The organism is Longimicrobiales bacterium, assembly GCA_028823235.1.
In the GTDB taxonomy this organism is placed as follows: domain Bacteria; phylum Gemmatimonadota; class Gemmatimonadetes; order Longimicrobiales; family Gaopeijiaceae; genus UBA2589.
On sequence record JAPKBW010000011.1, the window covers coordinates 61,486 to 77,261 of the forward strand.

The window sequence follows — 15,776 nt, forward strand, 5'->3', positions numbered from 1 at the left end:
GGGAAATTAGCGACCAAGGGGCGCCTGCGTTCGACGATGATCGACTTCGTGCACGCTCGGCTCCTCTAGGACGTTCCCGCTACCCGTTGGAACGACCGCGTCCACCAAAAAGCGTTGCCCGACCGCCCGGTTACGGGCTCGCCGGCAGTTCCAGCACGCTGAAGCCCAATTCTGCATCGACCACCTGCTGGTCGTAGTCGATGAAAACATCCACAGGAAGCCCGGTCGCTGGATCGTAGGTCACCTCGATCAGGAAGGCCGCCACCTCGATCGCCTGCTCGATCAAGTCGAACAGACCGGTGACGGTCGGGAAGAGCTCTTCCAATTCGGGATCTACGGCGGTGCCACTCGAGACGTACGCCCTGCCCTCCACGACTCGGTCCTGTCCGGTGACCTTGACCGGCCCCCGGGCAACCTCGAGACAGAAGCAGACTCGCTCGAGACCGTATACGCACGACGTCATACCCTGCTCACTCCAGAGACTCCTGTTCCGCTCGAGATCCGACCGCATATCGCCCCCGGGAGCCGTCGTGTCACATGCGGCCAGGAACGTCAGGCCCGAAATTACACTCATTGCTCCGATCGATCGCTACATGGTGCCTCTCCTTCACTCAATCCGGTCCGCGCTTGGATGTCAGAATGACTGCCCTGCAGCTGGTAAGACGATCGACGGGCGGTATTGCTACATCGCTCTGGAAAAACGGCGCGAATCAAAGCTCATGTCGCTATCTTGCCACCGAACCAGGTGGCATCCGTAGACCGATTCTGGGAAAGGTGATGAGCAACGCCGAGGCTCCACGGCAGATCCACACTACCGCCCCATCGCTCTCGTGGCCCGCTCCCCACGTGGAGCGGCTGCAGGAGAACCTGTGGCGGGCCATCGGCCTCAGCAGCTGGACCGCGCGCCTGATCTTGGTGCTGGTGCTGCCCCTCCTCGGGGCACACGCGGTCGGACAGCCTTTCTACAGCCTCGGACTCGTCGAAGGCAGCTGGGAACTGGGGATGGGCATCGCCGCGATCGGATCGGTTCTGGTCGCTTTCGCTCTATGGCTGGCCATGCTGTGGCGCCCCGGACAGCTGCGCTTCTCTGATCGCGTCACTCCAGTCGTGCGAGGCACCATAAAGAATCGGGCATGGCGTGCAACATGCGTCGCGGTGGTCAGCGTTCTCAGTGCCTGTGGGACGGACACGGCCCCTCAGACGGCCGATGTCGAATTCGTTCCACCGCGAGACACGGATATTCTTCTCGCGGACATCGAGTGGTCGACAGAGGGTCCCCGGATCGGGACGCCAACGAACCTGACCCAGCGAGGCGACTACGACAATCAACCGCATTTCGTCCCGGACGGTTCAGGTCTCTGGTACACGGCCAATGACCCACAAAACGGGCAGTCCGACATCTGGCGATACGACTTCGCCTCAGGGATGGTCGCTCGGGTGACGGCCAGCGCTCCGGAGAGCGAGTACTCTGCGACACCCCTACCGGATGGGTCGGGCATCTCGACGATTCGGGTCGAAGCGGACTCGATGCAGCGTCTCTGGAGGTTCGATGAGGACGGCAGCAACGCCGAAGTTCTCATGCCGGAACTCGCCCCCGTCGGATACCACACGTGGGCTGACGAGAACACCCTCGTAATGTTCGTGCTAGGTCGCCCAGCCACCCTGCAACGTGGAGACGTGCGGACCGGCCAGGCAGAAGTGGTCGCCGAGAACATCGGTCGGTCGATCTGGACCATCCCTGGGACTCAGGACGTGAGCTTCATGCAGCAGGACGAAGACAGGGAGTTCGCCATCATGCGCCTTCCTTTCGGAGGTGGAGCACCTGAGTTGATCATCCAGGGCGTGCCCGGGGCTCAGTATCATGCGTGGGCCCCTGACGGGACGCTGTTCACTGCGAGTGGGCATCTGGTCTACGCACGGATCCCCGAAATTGGCTCGGTGTGGCAGACGGTGGGTGATTTCATGGATCTCCACCTGACCTTCTCACGGCTCGCCGTAAGTCCGGATGGGTCCCAGATTGCGCTGGTCGCCGAACTGGCGGTACTCGAGAACTTCCCGGGGAACTAAGTCACGTACCTCGGGCCATCCCCGATCGAAGCTCCCCGAGGCATTCATGAAGCGCTGTGCATTTGTTCTGCTGGGCCTGGTTCTCTCGTCCGGCCTCATTGACGAACTCTCTGGCCAGGACGCATCGGCCTCGGTCGCACGCCTGGTGCCCAGCGCGGACGCGGTCACTCTCGCAGTCGGTGAGCGGGTACCGTTCACGGTAACCGCAGTGGATGCCAACGGCGCCACCGTCGATGCGCCGTTACGAATTACCGGCCCGCGGAACGCCGTTTCAGTGCGGGATGGGTTCATCGAGGGCATGACCCAAGGAGAGTACGAGGTGGTGGCTACGCTGGTCGTCGCCGCCGGGTCAGGCATCGCTCCAGCTTCGGTGACCGTGCCGGTGCGTGTCGACTGGCCGGCGATCGCCGAAGTCACAATCGAGGCTCAGGAAGGAACCGTCTTTGTTGGAACGACGCTCGGGCACTCAGTGGCCGCGTACCATGCTGACGGCACGCATCGTCCAGACCCCAAGGTAGTGTGGTCGTCTTCGAATGTTTCCGTCGCGTCGGTAGACCCATTCGGGAATGCGACGGGCATGTCACCGGGTAACGCATCAATCGTCGCAGTGTTCGGGGGACGTGAAGCATCCGTCGACTATCTGGTCGAGGCACTGCCACACGTCACGCTATCGCTCGAGGGCGGGCCCACCGAAGCTAGGACCGGCGACGTCGTTCACTTCGACGCCGTCGTGCGGGATGCGTCCGGAGCTCGCCGTGACGATATCCCCGTGAGCTGGTCCCACAGCTACACCGCGACCGAGGGAATGCTGGGGGTTCCGGCCACAGGTCAGATCAATGACCGTGGTACGTATGTCGCCGATGTGCCCGGTATCCACACGGTCACGGCGAGTGCGGGGGGAATGTCTGCACGGCACTCCTTCCGGGCGAACCCCCGCGACGTGGTCCAGGAACTGGACATTGTCGGGCACGGCGCGGAGGACTGGTACCGGACGACAGACCTTTGGGCTTTCGAGGGGATGAACGGCCGGGACTACGTGATTACCGGCTCAAAGATCTCCGGCGGATTCGCCTTCTTCTACGACGTCACTAATCCGGCAGTCGTCACCAAAATCGACTCGATTCAGGTCGACGCTCGTACGGTCAACGATGTAAAGGCGTCGCCAGACGGACGGTATGCAGTCCTCTCGCGTGAGGGTGCGACCAACCGGCGCAACGGCCTCGTCATCGTCGACATGGCTGACCCGACGGCACCGACCGTCGCGTCCATCTTCGAAGACGGAATCACGGGTGGCGTGCACAACATGTTCGCCACGGACGACTATCTCTACGCCCTCTCTGATGGCGACAAGTACGTAATCATCGACATGAGTGACATCTACAATCCGAGATATGTGTCCGAGTACAACCACCCTGACAGCCGTGTGCATGACGTGTGGGTCAACGACGGGCTGGCTTACTCATCAGAATGGGGCACCGGCGTCGTCGTTGTGGACGTGGGGAACGGTCGGTGGGGCGGTTCACCAGAAAACCCCGTCTTTGTCACCAATTTCCCGACCCCGTCGGGCTCGACACACGCGTCCTTTCCGTACTTCTCCGAGTCGACCGGAAAGACGTACCTCTTCCTCGGCGATGAGATCATGAATCGGAGCGGACTCGCCTGGGCAGGATACCCGAGTTCGATGGGTTCCTATTCCAGCCGCTACGACGAGGAGACCGGTACCGGCGGGATCCCGCTGGTGACCCGCGGCTATATCCAGATCGTGGACTTCACCGACCCGGAGAACCCGGAGATGGTGGCTCGATACGAGGTCCCCGAGTTCGGTACGCATAACATGTGGGTCGAGGACGACAAGCTCTATCAAGCCTACTACGAGGGAGGCGTCCGGATTGTCGACGTGAGCGGAGAACTCATGGGCAATCTGTATACGCAGGGCCGCGAGATCGCGGTATTCAAATCTGCGTCACCTACTGGATACACGCCGAATGCGACGATGGTCTGGGGAGCGCAGCCGTTCAAGGGACACGTCTTCTTCAGCGACACCAACTCCGGGGTGTGGTCGGTGAAGCTTCAGCCGAAGGGCCGTCCGATCTCGTAGCGATACCTGAGTCAACGGAACGCGTTGTGCTCCGGTTCAGTCCATGCGTTCCAGACGACCATGCGGGCCAGGCGCAGCACACTCGTGGTTTCAAAAATCATGACTTCCCTTCTTCCGATAGGCTGCCCGCGAGTCCAGCTGTTGAGTCCAGAATCTCCGATGCTTCTCGATCCAGTCCTTGGCTTCGACCATCGTCGTCAGGTCAAACGAACATCTGTGCACACGGCCACCCCGCTCTCGTTAAATCAAACCAGCCCCTTCCATCACCTTCAGGTGTTTCTGGACAGCCATGCGACGGACCCTCAGTTGTCCAACCACGTCTCCCATGCCGCTTCTACCAGGCCGACGGAGAGGTTCTTTCCGCACCGGACGAGTGGCTGCCGGAGGATGAGCGGCTCCTCACAGGCGATCTCGAGCCACTTTTCGTCGCCGTAATAGGCAGTCTGCAGCCCGAGCGTGTGGAACCTCTTCGCATCGCGATCGATCAGGGCCTCTTCACCGAACTTCTGGAAGAAGCGCCCAAGCTCTCCCCTTGAAGGCGTGCGCTGCTTGAAGTCCATGAAATGGATCTTGATGCGACGCTCCTTGAAGAAGCGCTCAGCCTTGCGAACGTCGGCGTTGTTCTTCACGCCGAAAATCTGGACGTCCATACGGTCGAATCGAGGGAGATGTCAGGAGGACATCGGAACGATCACGTGCTTCCCGGCTCCCGGCTACTCCGAGCGAAGCCAAGACACCGGATCCACGACCGCCGCCCTCCAAGCGACGCAACCAAGCAGCAGCGCAACACCGCATCGGATCCGTCGGCTCGGTCCCGATGCACCGCCAGACACTCTGGGCCGTATCGTTCCCGGAACGACTCCGGCACCCGGCCGAGAAGGAACCGAAGCCCGCGGTCCGTCACGACGGCTCTCCGAGCAGGAGCTTCTTGTCCCGCGCAGAGCGCACGAGGTGAGCGAGCCGGATCTGAAACGTCAGAGGGGTCATGGCAGCCGCCGGATCTTCCGTCGTTGAGCCATCTCTTGGCGACGCTCTGCCGCCACTCTCCGCACCGGCTACATAAGTGACTTATGTAGTCGGTACATGCCTAGCGTTGCCCAAGCCCGCCGGTTGCGCTAGCCCTGTCCGATGGATCTGCAGCTAGGACTCTTCCCGGACGAGACGACCTCGGCACCGTCTTCGTCAGTCGGACCCGCCGACGTGCCTGGACATGTCACTGCGACGGCCGCCCGGATACCGAAAGCGCTCCGAATGGGGACGTCGTCATGGAGCTTTCCGGGCTGGGCCGGCATCGTGTATGACAAGAAGGCATCTCGGTCCTCGCTGGCCAGCGAAGGCCTTTGCGCCTACGCCCGTCACCCGCTGCTGCGCACAGTCGGCCTGGATCGAACCTATTACCAATCGATCGACGCGGAGACGTATCGAAGTCTCGCGGATGCGGTCCCGAAGGACTTCCGCTTCCTAGTGAAGGCCGACCGCCTTCTCACGGCTCCGCAAGATCCCATTGCACATGGAGGGCGAAAGGAGAATGAGCTCTTCCTTAACGCTCCATACGCGGTCAACGAAGTCATCGGGCCTATGGTAGAGGGCCTCGGTCCCAAGGCCGGACCGCTGCTGTTCCAGTTCTCGCCGATTCCCCCGAGCCTCGTGGGTGGACACGATACGTTCCTCGATCGCCTGCGCCGATTTCTGGAGGCATTGCCTGAGGGACCCCTGTACGCTGTGGAACTCAGGACCCCTTCCTTTCTTACCGTAGCCTACACAGACGCCCTCGAGGCGACCGGGACAGCACACTGTTACAACGTCCACCCGTCCATGTCCTCACTCGCGACACAGCTGACCCTCGTGTCACCTTTCTACCAGCCGGCTCTCGTCGTCCGCTGGATGCTTCATGCAGGGTTGCGCTACCAGGCCGCGAAGGACCGTTATCAGCCCTTCGACCGACTCGTCGACGAAGATCAGCCATCCCGCGAGCGCATCGCAGTGGCAGTTCTGGACGCGCTTGTGGCCGAGCGGCCGGCCTTCGTCATCGCCAACAACAAAGCGGAGGGTTCTGCCCCGCTGTCAGTCTTCCGGTTAGCTGAGCGGATCGCCAACTGGAAACCGGACCGGACCCCACAAGATCCCACTCAACAGGATGGCCCCAGTGCTGCATAACCCCCGCTTCTGGCTTCGACTCGCAGGCGGCTGGCTAATCTTCGCCGGCCTTGCCCACCTCTCGGCGCATACGTGGGCATTCGTGTTCGAGAACGGAATGGTCGGACTCCGAGAGTTCGCCATGAACGCTATGCAACAGGCGTACTCGACCGATCCACTTCGACCGAGCCTGTGGCGTCAATTCAGGGTTTTCAGCGTGTCGTTCAGCCTGCTGCTTCTCTTCGCAGGGTCGGTAAACCTTTTGCTAGCCACGCGCCGCACGTCACACTCGACCCAGCGAGACTACGCCCTGTTCGCAACCATCTTCTGGACGGCCGCGTTCGTGCCATTCGCCCTGATCGACCCGGTCATTCAGGCGATCGCCGTCACCATGGTCGGGGTTCCTCTCCATGCGATCGCGTGGCTCACAGCGATGCAGGCGCATATCGAAGCGGAGGCTTCTGACTAGAGCCCAGACGCCCGCAGGTCGGTCACCCATGCGCGAGCGAACGCGCCCAGGTTGGTCTCACCGCTACCGTAATTTCTGAGCAGAACTACGCCGACCCTGGTTTCCGCATCGACAGCCATGTAGGCGGTGTAACCGGCAACCGAACCGCCATGGCTCATGATCTGGGTACCGTCCCCGTCAACAATGACTGAGAGCCCCAGACCGTAGCCGCTTTCGCGACTCTCGGGCGTCTGGATCCGAATCATCTCAGCTCGACTCTCGGCTGAGAGCACATCGAGGCCGGGCACGCCCGAGACTGCGCCCAGGAAACGGCCCAGGTCGGCCACGGTCGAGTACACGCCACCGTTCGGAACCTTGTACCCTCTCCCTGCGTGCTCTCGGGCCGGATACTCGCCTGAAACAACTCCGTCCTGGACGACGTACCCGGCAGCTAGGCGCGGCTCCAGTTCAGCCCCAACCACGACGAATGCGGATCCGGTCATCCCTAGTGGGACAAATACCTCATCGCGTACGAGGTCCATGTAGGGGCGGCCGGCGGCTCGCGAAAGCGCGAGGCCCAGTATCCCGAATCCGATATTCGAGTACTGGTAACGCCCCCCGGGAATTGAGTCGAAGGCGGTCCTTGGAATCGACTTGAGAATGCGATCCTCCCACATCTCGATCGGTCCGACAAAGGACTCTCGCCAGTTGGGCTCTCTGGCGAGTCCTCCCGTATGGCTGGCGAGATGGCGATACGTAACGGATTTGGCTCCGGGTCGCGCTTCGAGAAGTCCATCGATCTCGGGCAGGTGCAAGCGTACCGGATCATCCAGATCCAGCAGGCCTTGGTCGACCAGTCGCATCATGAGTAACGCGGTCACTGATTTCGAGATCGAGCCGGTCCTCGATACGGAGGAAGTGGACATCGGGACGTTGTGGTCCCGGTCAGCCCATCCCCACGCGCCTGCCCAGACCAGATCCCCGTCGACCACGACACCAGCCACGACCCCTCCGACAGCGTCGGTCTGCACATCCGCTGCGAGGCGTGCAGCGTACTGCTCGACCGTCGCCTCCCAGCTGACCTGGGCCAAAGCCAGAGCGGGCCCCGTGAGAAGCAGGATGAGGGAGAGGACACCCGCGCGCCCGGCTCGGGCCATCATGCGACCATCGCGCGCTTCTCTTGGAACGCCTCCACGGCCTCAAGCACCCGAGTCACGTCCGAATCGTCGTTGTAGGGTCCGAACGAGAAACGAAGCACACCGCTGCGAAGTGAGAACACGATGCCTTCCGAGACGAGGTGCTGATGGAGGGCGTTCACCTCCGGATCATCCGCCGTGTAGTGACGCCCGCCGCCGATCCGACCCACCGAGACGATATGGGCAAGGTGGGGTCCGGGCTCACCACCTACGACCGGAAGCCCGAGGCCCAGAAGGCCTGTCGCAAGCCGAGCCGCAAGACCGTGCGTGTGCGCTTGAATGTTATCCACGCCGAGTCCAGAAAGAAGTTCGAGCGAAGCTCGCGTGGCTGACATCCCCAGATAGTTGTAGTTCCCGATGTCGAAACGGCGAGCTCCTGCCGCGTACTCGAGCGGCCCGGCCGTATACGCCGTCTCATGTCCATCGAGATGGATGCCGTACCGAGCGACGTGAATGGGAACCAGCGTTTCCGCGACTTCTCGCCGCACATAGAGAAAGCCAAAGCCATACACGGATAGCAGGCACTTCTGGGTGGCCACGGCCACGGCGTCGATGCCGAGCGAATGAACATCGGTCGCCACGGACCCGATCGACTGGGCTCCATCGGCCAACGTAAGCGCACCCACAGCCTTTGCTGCACGTACGATCGGCGCGACGTCAGTCACGAAACCGGGAGCGAATGAGATGGTCGGAAAGGTGACCACACGAGTTCGTTCGTCGATGGCCTCAGCCATCGCCTCGACCGGCATATGGCCGTCCTCCGGGGGGATAGCCTTGACCTGGATGCCAAACCGCTGCTCGAGGTTGTACCAGAGGTAGATGTTGTTGGGATGCTCGAGCTCAGGGCACACCACGACGTTATCCCCTTCAGTCCAGTTCAGACTCGCCGCGAAGAGATTCAGCCCCTCCGACACGTTCTTCGTGATGGCGATCTCGTCGGCCTCTGCCCCGATCATCGCCGCGAATACGGCTCGGGTCTCGTCGACCTGTTCACGTAGCAGATCCTTGTCCGTGGTGCCTGCGATGCAGTCGTCCATGTAGGACGCTACGACATCTCGCACGGTAGTGGACACGAGCCCCTTGGCCGCGATGTTGAGATAGACCTGCTCTTGTGCGCCGGGAAAAAGCGCCCGGAAGTCCGGGTTCATATCGTTCCTCGTTTGGATTCGGAATACGCGACGAGGGCCGTTCCGACCAGGTCGCCCATCACGTTGATGGTCGTGTTGCCCATGTCGACGAGGCGGTAAATGCCGCCGACAATGGCCGCCACTTCAATGGGAAGATTAAATGCCTGAACGTAGATGAGCGCGATCACGAAGCCCCCACCGGGGATCCCGCCGGAGCCCTCCGACAGTAGAAGCCCGATCAGAATGATGGACAGGAACGACGCAGGCGCGAACTCCACGCCTGCCGCCTGTGCAGTGAACATGAGTACCGCGCCGAGCATGACGGATGTCCCGTCCTTGTTGAGCTGCGCACCCAGAGGGAGGGTGAATGAGTAAAGGGCCTGTGGCAGACTGATTCGACCGGCCGTCTCCAGGGTAACCGTGAGCGAGGCCAGACTCGAGGTAGTCGCCGCAGTCGTGGCCCAGAGCGGGACAGTGTCTTTCAGAAACTTCGCCGGGCGGCGGTCCGTGAGGAGACGGAGAAGCGTCATGTACCCGAGGAAAACAATGAACTGCCCGACGTAGACTCCCCCGAGGAAGCGAGCCATCGGCCCAAGCAGCGCCGCACCGTAGCGGCCAACCGTCACCGCCATCAACGCGCCGATCCCGAGTGGAGCCGTCCAGAGGATCAGGTCAACAAGACGCCGAAGCAGGGCGGCCAGATCTCCATACGCGGTAGTGAGACGGTCGCGGGGTTCACCCTTGAGCAGCAGCGTCGCGATTCCGAGAAATACCGCGATGACGACGATCTGGACGACGTTGCCGTCCACAAAGGCCTGAAGCGCGTTGCTGGGCACCATTCCGAGGAGCACTTCGGCGATGGACGGAACCGAGCCGACCGCGCCATCCACCTGTTCGGTCAACTGCATCCCAACACCAGGACGCAGGATCGCCATGGCTGCTATACCCAGCGACAGCCCAATCACATCGGTCACGACGTAATAGCTCATGATCTTGCTCGCGACGCGACCGAATGTACGCACATCGGTCAGCGCCGTGAGGCCTGCGAGCAGATTGAAAAACACCAGCGGGATCGCAGCCAGCACGAGAAGTCGAATGAAGAGGTCGCCGATCGGCTGGATGACCTCGATGCGCTCGCCGACGACCACGCCGAGTAGCGAGCCCACGACCATTCCGATCAGGATGCGAGTCCCCAGGCCAATCGCGGCCCGGGGTGAAGAGGGTTTAGCGTCTGTCGTCATGTCGCGGAACTTGCACTAGTCCTTCGGGGCGGCAAGAGTGCGACATGAAGAAACTGCTGACAGTCTTGGCAACCGCAGTCATCGCCGCATCTTGCGGTGCCGGCGGGGGAGACACTCAGGCCGCTGCCGACACACTGTCGCGGGGCCAGAAGGACAGCATCATCGCCGACCTCCTGATTCCCGAGGCCTTGGGTGTAGGTGCGGCCAACGCCCCTACCGAGTCGCGCGACACCATTCGATGAAATGGAGTCTTCGACGCCGTTCAGGTCATTGTGCATTGAACGCCCTGTAACGCGAGCGTTACGGATCTCCGATTCAACTTTTGTCGATGTGACTCTATAGATGCGTCTCCAGCGTAAGGATTTTGTGGGCTTCGTCCTCGTCATGGGGACGATGGTTACGGTCTTCGCGCATACCGACGATGCGCATCAGGAGTCACATCTTCCGCTGATCGTCGATGCGGGAGGCGCCACGACGATGACCAAAGCCGTCGAGACGGTGGCGCTGGTCGGGTTCGATGTCCTGCCGATGACCGGCGACGGCCTTCTGCGTGATCAGGTCGTGATCATCCAGGGCGGGTTGATCCAGCGCATCGGTCGAGTCGGCGTCATCGAGATTCCGGAGAACGCCAGGACGATCGAGCGCTCAGGTTCGGGGGTACTTGTGCCAGGGATGACCGATGCGCACGTGCATATTCCGGACGCTCGCGAGGACTTCCTCCCGCTATTCCTGGCCAACGGGGTCACAACAGTCTTCAACCTCAAGGGCGACCCTCGACACGTCGCCCTCAAATATCGGGCCCAGGCGCGTGACTTCGTTGGGCCGAGAATTTTCACGTCGGGGCCCTTCCTGAACGACGGCAACGTCCGGACGTCAAAAGAGGCTCGCGCGATGGTCGCGCAGCACGTCGAGGCAGGATACGACTTCCTGAAGATCCATGGCCAACTCTCGGAATCCGCTTATGCAGCACTAACGATTGCGGCCCGGGAGGCAGAGATTCCCGTAATCGGACACGCCCCCAGAAACCTTCCGTTCTCCGCAGTTCTGGAGCACCGACAGGCAGGAATCGTACACGCTGAAGAGCTTATCTACACGGGTCTTCAGACGCTGAACCCACGGCAAGCCGCACGAGTCGCCGAGGAAATGGCGAGAGTCGGAACTTGGCTCACCCCGACGATGAGCACGTTTGAGAGCATCACGGAGCAGTGGGCATCCCCGGGCGGGCTCGACGCCCGACTGGCCCGACCGAGTGCAGAATGGCTTCCGGAACAGCTTCGGCGGGATTGGGCCGCCTCTGACCTCTACGTGGGGCCACCGGTAAGAGAGCGTGCCGAAATTGAGGCGAGGAATGCCTTCCACGAGCCACTCGTGGGGGCGATGCACTCTGCAGGCGTACCCATACTTACCGGAACAGACACGCCGCTTCCCGGGCTGGTTCCGGGATTTTCGATCCACGACGAACTGAGTGAACTCATCGGGGCCGGGCTGTCGCCTGAAGCGGCCCTCGTAGCCGCCACGCGCAACGCCGGTCTGTTCATCAGCGAACACACCAGCGGAGAGGCTCCGGTCTTCGGCGTGCTCAAACCCGGAGCAGCGGCAGACCTCATCTGGGTCCAGGAAGACCCAAGGGACAACCTGAACACGATGCGAGAGCCCATGGGTGTGATGGTGCGTGGCGCCTGGTACGATCGGGCTGCGCTTCGCGCCACGCTTGTCAGCGTCTCTGCCCCGCTCATCGCGGACCGCTAGCGGCCTACTCGGCGGGCAGGTCTCCGGAGCCGACTCCCCCTAGCCGACGGCTCAGTCCCTGATGAAAGAAGTCGCTCTGGAACATCCTGCCGCCATTAAATCAACTGCAACCGCGCGTTCATCGTTCCCAGAAGATCACGAAGCTGATGCACGTCGCTCTCAAGCCCCTGACTTTGATCCCATGCGTTCATCTCGAGCAGGTCCCCGACACGCTTCGGAATCAGACGAGAGACCAGAACGCCTTCCTAGGTCACGGTCTTACGACGAGCGTGGTCCTCGGGACGATCATTTTCCAGTCCATGCCGCGACTCCCTTGGGGCTCGGACCTACGGCAGCGCACCGTCGACAACGGCACAATACGGGCTCCGACGCGTACAGTTTTTAGGAGTGGCGTCCGCCGATCGCGTCGCTATAATAGTGTTAATGTTCGATTTTACTCTGGATCGATTGATTATGCGCCGTCTCTTTGTTGTCGCCGTAATCGGAATTCTCAGTGCCGGGTGCGCGGACGTGGAAGCGTCTGCCGACGCTGGTGAAGCCGTCGTTGCCGACGCGAGCCTCCCGACCGTTCTTGTCTACAAGGCCGCGACCTGCGGGTGCTGCAAGGGCTGGGTCGCCCACATGGAGGCCTCGGGCTTCGTAGTGGACGCCCGAGACGTGAATGCGACCGAGCTCATGATGGCGAAGCAGGATGGCGGTGTCCCCACGGGCATGTCTTCCTGCCACACGGCCATCATCGACGGCTATGTGGTCGAGGGTCACGTCCCGGCCGAGCAGGTTAAGCTGCTGCTGGCCGCTCGGCCCGACGTCGCAGGCATCGCGGCACCAGGTATGCCGACGGGGTCTCCAGGGATGGAAGGGGCCAACGCTCGTCCCTATCAAGTGATGTCGTTTACTCATGACGGTCAGGCTGAGGTCTTCGCCGAAGTCGATCCTCGCTGATTCGGCCCGCCGGCTAATGCTTGGTGGGAGGGGTACGAGGTATATCTCGAGCCTGAGGCCTCGGAGGCGCTGGCGATTCTGAGGGAACGTACGGCCGACCTGCTCGTATCGAATCTTCCTTCGACAGGAGAGACGGACGATGTGCTCGCTCCGCTCATCCAGGAGTTTCCGGACCTCGGCGTCATCGTAGCCCGAGACCTAGCTGACGAGCCTGCACCCTTGGGGGGGGCCGTGGAGGGTCTCATGGTCTTGCTTGGTCCTTCAACCGACCCTTTCGTCTCGGCGACATCGTCGCGGCGTCGCACTAACTGACCGCTTATTACCTCAGTCGTCCGGCAGGGTTCTCTCGGCAGGGTCGTGGCGATCTTCGAATTGCCGGTCACGGACCCATCCCAGAAACAGCATCAGGAAGACGAGCACCAACTCTGCCACTCCGAGGCCTGCTGTGACCTCGTGTACCATCCTCATCATCACCCCTCCGCTGTTCCATCTCGTGACTGTCGATATTTCTTTGACCAGTCCGACCCGCTTCTGTTTGGAGCCCTAGGTTCAAGACCCTCGATGATGTGCGATTTCCGGTCGAGCATTCGTCCTGTACTCATGAGGGGTGAGATTTATCTATTTCCTGTGAACCGTTACGGAGTGATGAAGTGAATCGACGGCACGCCGCCCTTATGCGATTCGCAATGTCCGCGATCGTCGCCCTCGCTGCCGCGCAGGCGACCGATGTCGATGCGCAGGTGCGCCGTGGCCGTGCGCCCGAGCCGGAGGCTCCCCCGTGGGCACCGACCGCGATCGGGATTCGTGCGGGATACGACCAGACCGCCCGTGGTGAGATATTCGGCGGCGGGCTACGCGTGCCGATCCTGCGGAACGGATTGTTCGAATTCGCACCCAGCGCCGACATCATCTTCATGAGCGGACCAAATGAGTACATGTACAGCCTCGATGTCGCGTACGTCCCCGGTGGTGTGGGCGGCGGACTCGTGATCCAGGGCGGCGTCGGGTGGCGAGACTCCACCATCGGGGCCGGTGGTGGCGAAACCTATTTCGGATACAACTTCGGGATCGGAGGGAAAACCAATTTGGGCCCAGTGCAACTCGAGGCGATGATCCGATGGGCTTTCCTCAATGGGACCAACTACGATCCGAATGTCGTGACATTAGGCGGAAACTACGTGCTCTTTCGGACCCAGCGGCCCGGCCGATAACAGGGGCGTCGTAGGAGTCCACAACGTGGGCCACGATGTCGATCTTGGATCTGCCGGCCCGGGATCTCTCCTACAGATCGATATGACCGACGGAACACTTTGCACTCGCGTCACGCTCGCCAGCCAGCCCTCTGGCCGCCCAGGTTTCCCGATACCAGCAGCTCGACATTTCACCGGTTCGCCCGTAATACAACGCCGAAGTCCTGACCCTGACCAACGAACTGCTCCTGGACTGGGGCGAGGCTTGGGCAACTAACCGTGTCGACGAACTCGCCGAGCTGTGCTGGGAAGAGGCCGTGAGGCACTTCGTTCATACTTCCCGGGGGCTCTCCAACACCGAGCACATCGAGGCCTTCGTAAAACACATGCTTGGGATTCAGGCGGGCGAAGGTGCAGGCTCGCGGAAGAGCGGACCCATGATGACGGCATATCTACTTCGGGGTCGCACTTGAAAAATCAGAGGGCAGTTATTTCTGCCGGGCTGACCAAGATGGATCCGCTTCTTTCGGCTGTTTCGTAAGCACCACGTAATCCGCGAGCGGCCCATGGTCTTCCGCTGACCAGGCGTCGATGTCGTCGACTTTTGTCATGACCACCGAAGTCACTCGAGTCCCGGGGCGGTAGTCCGCGATCCGCTCCATGATCCCGGTACCGCGCTCGACGTGGAATGAACCAGCGAAGTGCACCACGAAGCCACCAATGTGGCGGACCAACGCCTCGGTGATGGCGTGTCCCATCGCCGCATCCCAAAGCGCCTGAGAGTAGATGATGTTGCTGCTCATCGACTCGTCGCTACCCGCCATTGCCTCAGCCATTAGCGCGTCCCATTGCGCACGGTACTTGTCGGACGGCCCGGGGTACGGCAGCGGAGGCAGAAACGATCGCGCAGTCTCAGACAAGTCCGAAAGTGACTCCGGGCCAGAACCGCTGACCCGATTCACATACCGTCGAGGGGCGTTCGAGGCGATGACGGGCGCATCATGCTCCCGTGCGGCCTCAACCGCAGGCCGATACCGGGTCTCGTAGTCGTCCCAGGGCCGAGAACTCCGAAGGAAGTGGCTCTCGGAAATGAGGCCCTGCAGGTACTCGTCGACGACATACTGAACGTCCCGCTCGAACATCTCAAGCGAGAGCAAGACCGGGCGGCCAGCGCCTTGCGGCGACCCAATTTTTTTGAGCGCCAAGTCGACCAACGCAGTCTGGAACGCGTGCCCGATCATGTCGTCGTGCTCTTCGCCAACCAGCAGCACGTCGCCACTGAGCGAAGCGCTGACAATTGCCTGTAACGACGACGGATTTCCGTTTCGGTCAAAGACTCTATAGTCCTCGCCATCGACGATCTCCGGCTGTGCAGGCTCGGACTCTTCGCTCTCGATCTGTGCCTCGACAGAGGCCACAGAAGAGCCCACAAGCAGTGCTACAAGAATGGACGGACGGCCACGGCGAAAGTTCATGGGGGGTGTGTGGTTGTGAGCCGCCCGTGGGCGAACCGGCGGAGAAGGCAGCGAACGGCGAAAGTAACTGGCCCTGAGTGTGCGGTCGACCGGCTCGTCCCATAGCT

At 61.6% G+C, this 15,776-nt stretch carries 16 protein-coding genes; 9 read left to right on the forward strand and 7 right to left on the reverse strand.

Annotated features, from left to right (window positions below):
• Positions 1 to 130 precede the first annotated feature (130 nt).
• Positions 131 to 574 (reverse strand): DUF6174 domain-containing protein, encoded by a 444-nt coding sequence (locus OSA81_08165; GenBank protein ID MDE0898976.1) that lies wholly within the window; start codon positions 572 to 574, stop codon positions 131 to 133.
• A gap of 203 nt (positions 575 to 777) precedes the next feature.
• Between OSA81_08165 and OSA81_08170 the strand changes: the two genes are divergently transcribed.
• On the forward strand, positions 778 to 2,067 hold the full coding sequence (locus tag OSA81_08170) for a hypothetical protein (GenBank protein ID MDE0898977.1): 1,290 nt from the start codon (positions 778 to 780) through the stop codon (positions 2,065 to 2,067).
• Positions 2,068 to 2,113: 46 nt separating this feature from the next.
• A complete protein-coding gene (locus OSA81_08175) occupies positions 2,114 to 4,165 on the forward strand; it encodes an Ig-like domain-containing protein (protein MDE0898978.1) in 2,052 nt (683 codons plus the stop codon).
• 302 nt (positions 4,166 to 4,467) lie between these two features.
• On the opposite strand, the gene OSA81_08180 is transcribed toward OSA81_08175, so the two are convergent.
• The gene (locus OSA81_08180) at positions 4,468 to 4,815 is read right to left on the reverse strand and encodes a hypothetical protein (GenBank protein MDE0898979.1); all 348 of its coding nucleotides are present in this window, start codon (positions 4,813 to 4,815) and stop codon (positions 4,468 to 4,470) included.
• A 478-nt stretch (positions 4,816 to 5,293) separates the two neighbouring features.
• On the opposite strand from OSA81_08180, the gene OSA81_08185 reads away from it, so the two are divergent.
• Entirely contained in the window at positions 5,294 to 6,322 is a 1,029-nt protein-coding gene (locus tag OSA81_08185; protein ID MDE0898980.1) for a DUF72 domain-containing protein, read from the forward strand.
• A complete protein-coding gene (locus OSA81_08190; protein MDE0898981.1) occupies positions 6,312 to 6,770 on the forward strand; it encodes a hypothetical protein in 459 nt (152 codons plus the stop codon). Before OSA81_08185 ends, OSA81_08190 begins: the two co-directional genes overlap by 11 nt.
• Here the strand turns inward: OSA81_08190 and OSA81_08195 are convergent.
• Genes OSA81_08195 through OSA81_08205 form a run of 3 tightly spaced genes read right to left on the reverse strand, consistent with a single transcriptional unit; the run spans position 6,767 to position 10,313 of the window.
• Positions 6,767 to 7,909: a serine hydrolase gene (locus OSA81_08195; protein MDE0898982.1), complete on the reverse strand. Its 1,143-nt coding sequence runs from the start codon at positions 7,907 to 7,909 to the stop codon at positions 6,767 to 6,769. The two genes, OSA81_08190 and OSA81_08195, sit on opposite strands and share 4 nt — an antisense overlap.
• Complete coding sequence (locus tag OSA81_08200) at positions 7,906 to 9,093, reverse strand: aminotransferase class V-fold PLP-dependent enzyme (GenBank protein ID MDE0898983.1); 1,188 nt, start codon at positions 9,091 to 9,093, stop codon at positions 7,906 to 7,908. Before OSA81_08200 ends, OSA81_08195 begins: the two co-directional genes overlap by 4 nt.
• Positions 9,090 to 10,313 carry a dicarboxylate/amino acid:cation symporter gene (locus OSA81_08205; GenBank protein ID MDE0898984.1) on the reverse strand — a complete coding sequence of 408 codons (1,224 nt, stop codon included), beginning with the start codon at positions 10,311 to 10,313 and terminating at the stop codon, positions 9,090 to 9,092. Before OSA81_08205 ends, OSA81_08200 begins: the two co-directional genes overlap by 4 nt.
• Before the next feature lie 44 nt (positions 10,314 to 10,357).
• On the opposite strand from OSA81_08205, the gene OSA81_08210 reads away from it, so the two are divergent.
• The 3 genes from OSA81_08210 (at position 10,358) to OSA81_08220 (ending at position 13,004) form a co-directional block, all read left to right on the forward strand.
• The gene (locus tag OSA81_08210) at positions 10,358 to 10,555 is read left to right on the forward strand and encodes a hypothetical protein (GenBank protein MDE0898985.1); all 198 of its coding nucleotides are present in this window, start codon (positions 10,358 to 10,360) and stop codon (positions 10,553 to 10,555) included.
• A gap of 100 nt (positions 10,556 to 10,655) precedes the next feature.
• Positions 10,656 to 12,062, forward strand: coding sequence for an amidohydrolase family protein (locus OSA81_08215; protein ID MDE0898986.1), 1,407 nt, complete (start codon positions 10,656 to 10,658; stop codon positions 12,060 to 12,062).
• A gap of 453 nt (positions 12,063 to 12,515) precedes the next feature.
• A complete protein-coding gene (locus tag OSA81_08220) occupies positions 12,516 to 13,004 on the forward strand; it encodes a DUF411 domain-containing protein (protein ID MDE0898987.1) in 489 nt (162 codons plus the stop codon).
• A 324-nt stretch (positions 13,005 to 13,328) separates the two neighbouring features.
• Here the strand turns inward: OSA81_08220 and ccoS are convergent, their stop codons facing one another.
• Positions 13,329 to 13,475 (reverse strand): cbb3-type cytochrome oxidase assembly protein CcoS, encoded by a 147-nt coding sequence (ccoS, locus tag OSA81_08225; protein ID MDE0898988.1) that lies wholly within the window; start codon positions 13,473 to 13,475, stop codon positions 13,329 to 13,331.
• A 179-nt stretch (positions 13,476 to 13,654) separates the two neighbouring features.
• Here ccoS and OSA81_08230 point away from each other — a divergent pair, with 179 nt between their 5' ends.
• A complete protein-coding gene (locus tag OSA81_08230; GenBank protein MDE0898989.1) occupies positions 13,655 to 14,215 on the forward strand; it encodes a hypothetical protein in 561 nt (186 codons plus the stop codon).
• A 296-nt stretch (positions 14,216 to 14,511) separates the two neighbouring features.
• Positions 14,512 to 14,667 (forward strand): hypothetical protein, encoded by a 156-nt coding sequence (locus OSA81_08235; protein ID MDE0898990.1) that lies wholly within the window; start codon positions 14,512 to 14,514, stop codon positions 14,665 to 14,667.
• Positions 14,668 to 14,682: 15 nt separating this feature from the next.
• Here the strand turns inward: OSA81_08235 and OSA81_08240 are convergent, their stop codons facing one another.
• Entirely contained in the window at positions 14,683 to 15,669 is a 987-nt protein-coding gene (locus OSA81_08240) for a ChaN family lipoprotein (GenBank protein ID MDE0898991.1), read from the reverse strand.
• Between the last annotated feature and the right edge of the window lie 107 nt (positions 15,670 to 15,776).